Raw genomic sequence first — 8365 nt, forward strand, 5'->3', positions numbered from 1 at the left:
CGTCGGCGAGAGTCGGATCTTCAGTCCACCGCTGACCGAAAGTCAGACGCCGATTGTGATAAACGTTGGAACCCCTCGTGGTTGTCCACGGGGCGCGCCGGTATGGCCCGGACGCGGCCCAAGCGGAATGTCAGCCCATGTGCCGGAGCGCGTCAGCGAAGATACCGTTGGCGGCCTGAAAGACAACATCCTGAGCACCCGGGTTGAGCCCAAGCATCACCACTTTGGGTCGGGTCGGACCGCCGGGCAGAGACCCGATGTACGGCTCGGGAATCCCTCTGTCGTTACCTGGCCGCGGCCGGTCGATCGGTAGCTGCTGAACCATTGCTGCAACCGCGGCCGAGTCTGTCCGGGCTCCTGGCCCGTCAGACCCTCGGCGATTACCACATACCAGTATCTGCGGAGTTTCTGAGGCGTTCACTCCTGCATCTGATCATGGGTGCGACGCTGAGTTCCGGTGCGAGTTGGCCGTGCAGTCGGTCACCCCTGGGTGAAGTCGCAGACGACCTGCTCCTACGGCTGATCTCCGACGGCCGTGACGAATCCGTTCGACCCTTCGCGGATGGCCCGCATCAGAGCACGCACAAAGTGATCGAGGCTCAGATCCGTCTCCAGGTGCCGGTGGCGTCGTTGCTCGAAGTAGAGCGAGGTTCTAAGTTCGGTCACTTCGGCCGGCAACCGGCCGTCGCGTTCCCAGCCCGATCGCGTCTGCGCTGCCAGCGACGCCACGGCGTCGGGCGATCCCAGAACGTCCACGGCGTTGAAGGTGAGCGCGAAGGCGATGAGGTCTCGTTCTCCGGCTCCGTCGGCCGGCACCGCAACCTTCTCGACAGGAGGAGACTCACCACCTGAAACGGACGCAGGAAACAAGGAAAACATCTCCGCGGACAGGCGCCAATCGGAGTCGCCGTGAACATTCTCATCAAGCAGGACCTCCGCAAAGACGCAAAGGTCATCAGCCGGATTCCATTGCACCCCAGCACCATGGGGATGCAGCAGCGGCCGCTTGCCGAGCACGGCCCACCGGTCATCCAACAGGTAGCCCCGCATCTCGTCCGGAGACCCAACGCCGGCGTCGACCAGTCGGCCGACGACGTCATCAAGCTGAGCACCGTTGTGAGAATGTGCCGCGCTGATGACGGCATCGAGCAAAACCTTGACGCGCTCCGCGAAGTTTTGATGATGCGCCGCGAGCGGAGCCTGGACCCGGATCCGGACACCAAAGTGGCCGAGCGTCGGCGCGGAGCGGTTCGGTGCGTCTGCATGCCGACGAATCGCGGCCCAGACCGGCGCAACCTTCGCCACGGAGTGAACTCGAACGTTGCGAAGCTCGATCAGCGAGGGACCAGGACGCCATCGTTCGGGCGCCTTACCCGGTTCTACAGCTGTGTAGCGGTGGTGGTGGGCTGCCACTTGCGGATCGACGCCGTCCGGAGCCGGCACCTCTGACAGTCTGCGCTCGACCTGCACCCCGGTGTGGGTCAGGTGCTTCATGGCGGACGTGCCCACGTTGTAGAGGAGGACGTTCTCGACATCGCAGAAGCCCGTGGCGGCCGACGCGTACTCGGCTCTCAGAATCCGACCGTCGGGCACCGTCATCGCTAAAAGGTGGCTGCGGATCTGATCTCTGAAGCTCTTCATCCACGAATTCGGAGCGGGCTGAAAGGTCAGTCGCGTCCGCGACCAGGCCTCGACCGAGGTGGAGTCACCGCGGACGAGGTAGTCGTGTTCCATCTCCACGACGCTCACGGTAGCTGGCTATTCATCTTGGCGACGGTGACCGACCTACGCGCGGTGAGGTGCCTCTTTCTCCCTCCAGCCGCAGCCACCCACAGATCAGCATCAAGCCACTGCGGAATAACGATCGTCGGCGGCGTCTCGCCCTGCGTGGCTTCACTGATCGGTGCACAGTCTCGACATGGACCAACCGATGGCCTTCGCCAGCTGCTCCGCCCCGAGCGGTCCACCCAGCCGAGCCACGCCCGTACTCGAGTTTCGGCGGATGGCCTGGCGCACCGTGCGAGACTGACCACCAGCGACATCAGGCATACGGACCGTCATCTGCGTCGGGCCATCTCACGTCGCAGGGGGCGAATTCCACGATGGATGAGGGCCTGTACGAGAGCTTGCTGACCGCCAGGTCGGCCGGCGAACTGGCGTCGGTGCGGGACCTTGTCACCGAGATACGCACCGTGGACCAGGCCGAGCAACCCGAGGTGCTGGGCCGTCACCTCCGCGATGCAGTCGTTCGCCGACTAAGCGCCACCTCGTCAGAGCCGCTTCGAGTCGACTTGGTCAATCGCCTGCTGTCCATTCTCGAGATGCCCGATGACGTCCTCGGCGACGATGTCCGGCAATTGATGTCACTGTCCCGGCCGGCATCGCCGGGTGTGCTCGCGAGCTCCACCTCGAGGCCCAGCACGCCCCTTTCGGACGCGGCGTTGCTGACCAACGCGCACGGCGAACCATCACTCGGATCCGAGCTGAGAGCCGAGTTGACCACGGCCGACCGGGTCGACCTGCTGTGTGCGTTCGTCAAGTGGCACGGGATCCGAGTGATCGCCGCCGAGTTGCAGCAGCTGAAGGAACGGGATATTCCGTTCCGCGTGATCACCACGACCTACATCGGCGCGACCGAACGCAAGGCACTCGACCGGCTGGTGGGCGAATACGGCGCCGAGGTCAAGATCTCCTACGACCGGCTGAACACCCGCCTGCACGCCAAGGCCTGGTTGTTCGTCCGGAAGTCCGGTTTCGACACCGCCTACGTCGGTTCGTCGAATCTGTCCCAACAGGCCCTCCTCGAAGGGCTCGAGTGGAACGTCCGACTCTCCCGGATCGCCACGCTGTCGCTGATGGAGAAGTTCCAGGCGACCTTCGAGACCTACTGGGCTGACGACAATTTCGAAACGTACGACCCGGTGCGAGATCGCGATCGCCTCGATGACGCTCTCACCGAAGCATCCGGTCGATCCACCTCGAACCACGCCACCATCGTCCTGTCCGGTCTCGAAGTCCGGCCCTACCCCTACCAGTCGGAGATGCTGGAGGCGTTGGACGTCGAGCGGATCGTCCACGGTCGGCATCGGAACCTGATCGTGGCGGCCACCGGCACCGGCAAAACCGTCGTCGCGGCCCTGGACTACCGCCACCTCAGCGAGGTCAGCACCGGCACGCGTCCGTCGCTGCTGTTCGTCGCCCACCGTCAGGAAATTCTCCAACAGGCTCGCCAGATGTACCGAGAAGTGCTGGGCGACGGCACTTTCGGCGAGCTCTACGTCGACGGACACCGCCCCGAACGCTGGCGCCACGTGTTCGCCTCGGTCCAGTCGCTCAGCTCCTACGGCGCCGTCAACATCCCGGCCGATGCCTTTGACGTCGTCGTCATCGACGAGTTCCACCACGCCCAGGCCATCACCTACCGCCGGCTACTTGACCACCTCAAGCCGCAGGAACTCCTGGGTATGACGGCGACACCGGAACGCACCGACGGGATGGACGTCCGGTCGTTCTTCGACGGCAGGGCTGCCTACGAGCTGCGGTTGTGGGACGCCCTGGACCAGGGGCTACTTTGTCCGTTCCAGTACTTCGGCATCGCTGACGGGACTGATCTCTCCAAGATCCAATGGACCCGTGGGCGGTACGACCAGACCGCACTGGCGGGCGTCTATACCGGGAATGACGCCCGAGCACGGATCATTCTCAAGGAAGTCGCCGACAAGGTCGTCGACCTCGAAGGCATGCGCGGGCTTGGCTTCTGTGTCTCTGTTGCGCATGCCGGGTTCATGGCGGAGGCCTTCCGCACCGCTGGGACCTCGGCTCTGGCGGTGACCGGCGAGACGCCAAGCACCGAACGCAAGCGCGCGCTTGCGGACCTTCGAGAAGGCCAGCTGAAGATCCTGTTCACGGCGGACCTCTTCAACGAGGGTGTCGATCTCCCGCTGATCAACACGGTGCTCTTTCTGCGGCCCACCGAGAGCGCGACGATCTTCCTCCAGCAACTCGGACGTGGACTGCGAAGGGCCGTTAACAAGGCGGTCCTGACGGTGCTCGACTTCGTCGGCCAGCAGAACCAGAAGTTCCGATTCGACCTTCGCTACCGAGCGCTCACCGGCAGCACCCGCAAGGGCTTGGAGCGGGACATCGTCCGTGGCTTTCCGTTCCTGCCGTCGGGTTCTCAGATCGTGCTGGATCGAGAGGTGCAGAGCGCGATGCTGGCCAACCTCAAGACCCAGATTGGCGGCCGTTGGACCTCGATCGTCACGGAGCTTCGCGCTCAGGGCGATACTTCGCTCGTTCAGTTCCTTACCGAGTCGGGCCTCGAACTCGCCGATGTCGCTCGATCTGGTCGCAGCTGGACGCGGCTACGCCGGGAGGCTGGTTTACCGACGAAGGACGGCGGCGGTGCCGAGGCTTCGCTGCTGCGACGGGTTCGAGCCGTTGCCCATGTCGATGACGCCGAGCGGGCTGCTGCGTACCTCTTGCTTCTGTCGGACGATGCCATGTCGTATGGGCAGATGGGGTCTCGCCAGCAGGCTTTCGCCCGCATGCTGTTCTTCCTGCTGTTCCCGGACGCCGGTGGGTTTTCGTCATTCGAGGCTGGGTTCGCTGCCCTGGCTCGGGAGCCAGCCGCTCGAGAGGAACTCTCCGAGCTGATCTCGCTTGGCCTGGATCAATCACGGCACCTGCCGTCGCCACTGACGGGCAAGCTGCGCGACTCCCCGCTTCAGGTCCACGCCCGCTACCAGCGGGAGGAGATCCTGTCCGCCCTTGGGCATGCAACGCTGCAACGCCTGCCGTCCTACTTCCGGGAGGGAGTGATGCGCAGCGACGAAATGGATCTCGACGCGTTCTTCGTAACTCTCCGGAAGACCGAGACCGACTACTCCCCGACCACGATGTACCAGGACTACGCCATCTCGCCCACGCTGTTCCACTGGGAGAGCCAGTCCACCACCACGGCCGCGTCCAAGACCGGCCAGCGGTATCTCAACCACCGCGCGACCGGCTCCGAGATCCTGATCTTCAGCCGCGCCGCCAAGGTGGATGCGCTGGGCACCACGGCGTACACGTTCCTTGGCGCCGCCGACTACGTCAGCCACACCGGCGACCGCCCCATCGGGATCACCTGGCAGCTTCGCCGCGCGATGCCGGCTGATGTGTTCAGCCAGGCCCGGGTGGCGGGGTGAGCACTCGGTCTTTCAACGCTCGGTTGGGCGGGAGCCACGCCCAAAATCGTTAGCCCTCACAAAGATTCAGACCAAGCGGCGCGCAAGGACTCGCTTCACTGCTTGCCGGCGGTTTCGGCCCCGAGGGCGGGGTCTGCGAAGCCAACGACCGCAGTAAGAACATCGTCGACGTGTTCCATTAACCGATCTGGAGGCCAAGGCTGCGCCAGCGGCCCCGTACCCGTCAAGGACCTCAGCGAGTGGGCGCAGTTCGGCGCGACGGTAATCCGGTACCGCAACCATCTCGAACCAAGCCTCAGACAGCGATCTACAGAGAGTCACCCGACGCCGCTCTATCTGGATGACCTGCCCTCTATCAGAGACCCACCCGCGATCCGACATCCCATGGACCGCGGTCTCCTACCTGCTCCAGCCGTGGGGTACTCTCTGCGGACGATCAACCGGACTACGCACTCCTTAGATGGGTAAGTCAATATGGCGACGTTTGTTGAACTCACCACGCCGTTGATCGGGGTTGCTCTCGGAGCGGGCTTTTCGTTTCTATTCGCGCGCATGGCTGAGACCGCTCGATGGAAGAGGGCATATCTCAGCCGCTGGGACACTAGCCGACTGACCGCCTATAGCGAATACGTTGAGGCCTTGAAAACAGAAGTGCGGTGCTGCCTTACAATAGGCAGTTGCCTAGGTCTTATCCCACGGCCCGTCACCACATCTATCGAAGAAGCACGGAAGTCATTAGATCGGACTGCGGACCGGAGGGCTGCGCTATTCGACAAACTATTGCTACTCGCGGACGCCGCAACAGTCGCCGCTGCCCGACAGTGGCAAGATAGTGTCTATGACCTGTCGGGGCACGTGAGCCCGGGCCATATATGCTCGCCAGCCGAGTTTAAGGACGCCGCCTCTGCCACGGGCCGGAATCGAGATCTCTTTCAGAATTCGGCCCGCGCAAGCCTAGGTAATAATTCGATCGCTTCCCCAGATCCAACAAATGAGCGCCGCTGAATAGGCACGTTACATTGCACCGATTGTCCAACGTGGATCATACGTTTGCCAGCACGATCGAGTCAGTACACCTAACCGTTAAGACACACAGTGTCTTCAAGATGGTCTGGACATGGCCGATGATCGTCTGATGTATTTCGCCAAAGAGCCATGACCGGCTCTTCTTAGTTCCTGCCCAGAACGCCGCCGGCCAGCATCTGTCCGGTTGCCTCCGCACCATCCGTTGGTTTCTCGAGAATCGGACTATGCTGCAGGCCCACTACTTGTCGGAGGCCGGGTCGACTGGCCGTTATGCGTTTGATACGGGTCGGTCACGCAAAACGACTCCACCTCGTTCCATTTGCGCATTCGCAGATTTACTCGGCTTAGGCGAGCACGCGGATGACGGCAATCGAGCGGATCAGCTCGGCGACTAGCCCCACCTGGGCCAGCACCTCGCGCGGTGGCCGTGCCACCTCGACGGTCCTGACGTGTACAATTTTGTCGGCGGACTCGATAACGATATCGCGCTTCTCATCCTCGCCCGCGGCATACACCAGAAGACCGTCCCGCAGGTTGAGCGCCGTGAGGTAGGCCAGCATCTGGTAGACATCGGCATTCGGCACACTGCCCCGCGTTCGCTTGTACTTGCAGTCGCCCGCGAAGACACAGCCGCCTCGAATCCACCATGAAAGATCGGGCTCTAACGCCACCGAACTGCCCGCATCTAGGAACAGCCGATGACCGCTGCCCGCGGTCGGAAAAGCCCTCGCATCGATATGCAAGTGTTCCCGCAATGCAACTCGAATGAAATCCTCGAACACCCTGTTCATGTCTATCAGGAATGCGCTCGCGTCCTCAGTCCCGGCACGCGCATCCAGGCTTGCACCGAGGACGATCAACCGTCCGAGGGAGAAGGCCGGCCGGTACCGCTCATTCAGCCTGTTCCAGGCTGGTTCATCAATCCCGCGTCCGTCCACCATCAGGCTGCTCACACCGTTGAGCTGTTGGCGAAGGCGGCCGAGGGATCGCCGGGACCCCTGATGGCGAAGCCGCAGTCGCCCCAGAACATCGACCGCCGTCCTGAGCAGACGGTTCTCCAGGATGTCAGGGGTGAACTCGTCGTAGTTCACCTCGACTGGCAACGGCAGACCGGTGCGGTTTCGCATCTGATCTGCCATGCGAATTCGCCCGCGGACAGTGGTGAGACTGTCGTCGTGACCCCGATATCCGTGCAAAAGACCGGGTCGAAGGGCTTCCTGGACGGTGCGTGCGAACATCGGCACGATCGCCTCTGCCAAAGTCACGTCGCGCGCAATTTCGGCCGTCGGTTCGCGCCAAGCCCTCGGATCCAATGCATAAGACAGCAGGAACAGCACTGGCGCGATCCCCACCTTGGGCCGGAGCTCGACAGTGAAATCACCGACACGGACCACACCAACCATGGACCGCCCGGTTAAAATGTAGCTTCCGGTGGCGCCTGGCGTCGGTTCGACAGTTAGGCCGCTCACCATTCTGCATAACGCGTCTCGTTCGAACGTCGATAATTCGATAGGCTCGCTGGGAAGGTGCTCGACCAGAATCAGTGATCTACTCATCGCCCTCATCGGCGACCGTATTTGGCATTGCGCCACCATCAACGTTCGAGTAAGATAGCGCCCCTTGCAGCCGGCGGAGTTCAAACTGCTTCAGTTGATCTGGATCAGAGAAGAAATGCTCTTCCAAGAACGGAATGACCGAAAATTGCCAGATCAGTTCGACCAGCTCCTTCGTGAGAATTGGCCTCATAAAATGGCTGGGACCAATCGCTACGTTGCGATCTGCGAGAATTCGATTGGCGTGATCCACAATCTCGCCGACCCAAGTGAATTCTGGCTGTCGGTCGGACAGCCAGCGCTGCAGCAACGTATCGATCGGTGGGACATCTGGGAAGAAGGGAACGAAATGGAATCGACGACGCAGGGCGTTATCAACGAGAGCAATAGACCGGTCTGCGGTGTTCATGGTCGCGATAATCAAGAGGTTCGGGGGCAGCGAGAACGGAGTATCGGAGTACTGGAGTCGAATCTCTTCATCACGGTACTCGAGGAGAAACAGGGCGATTTCAACCAGCGAGTGCCTCACCTGACTCCAACAATAGCATATCGAGTTTCTCTTTCGGTTTGAGCCATTCGAGGGTTTGACGGGGCCGG

Annotated in this window: 3 protein-coding genes and 1 pseudogene; 1 reads left to right on the forward strand and 3 read right to left on the reverse strand. The window is 62.1% G+C overall.

What is annotated here, in order from left to right:
- Positions 1–513: 513 nt before the first annotated feature.
- The gene (locus ABIB25_RS27760) at positions 514–1749 is read right to left on the reverse strand and encodes a hypothetical protein (RefSeq protein WP_354531754.1); all 1236 of its coding nucleotides are present in this window, start codon (positions 1747–1749) and stop codon (positions 514–516) included.
- 353 nt (positions 1750–2102) lie between these two features.
- On the opposite strand from ABIB25_RS27760, the gene ABIB25_RS27765 reads away from it, so the two are divergent.
- Positions 2103–5189: a DEAD/DEAH box helicase gene (locus ABIB25_RS27765; RefSeq protein WP_354531755.1), complete on the forward strand. Its 3087-nt coding sequence runs from the start codon at positions 2103–2105 to the stop codon at positions 5187–5189.
- A 1370-nt stretch (positions 5190–6559) separates the two neighbouring features.
- Here the strand turns inward: ABIB25_RS27765 and ABIB25_RS27770 are convergent.
- Both ABIB25_RS27770 and ABIB25_RS27775 read right to left on the reverse strand, forming a co-directional pair.
- The gene (locus ABIB25_RS27770; protein ID WP_354531756.1) at positions 6560–7771 is read right to left on the reverse strand and encodes an McrC family protein; all 1212 of its coding nucleotides are present in this window, start codon (positions 7769–7771) and stop codon (positions 6560–6562) included.
- A pseudogene (locus tag ABIB25_RS27775) lies at positions 7764–8365 on the reverse strand (hypothetical protein); the annotation flags it as partial. The pseudogene ABIB25_RS27775 and the gene ABIB25_RS27770, both read right to left, overlap by 8 nt.

Origin of the sequence: Nakamurella sp. UYEF19, assembly GCF_040546275.1 — a bacterium.
In the GTDB taxonomy this organism is placed as follows: Bacteria; Actinomycetota; Actinomycetes; order Mycobacteriales; family Nakamurellaceae; genus Nakamurella.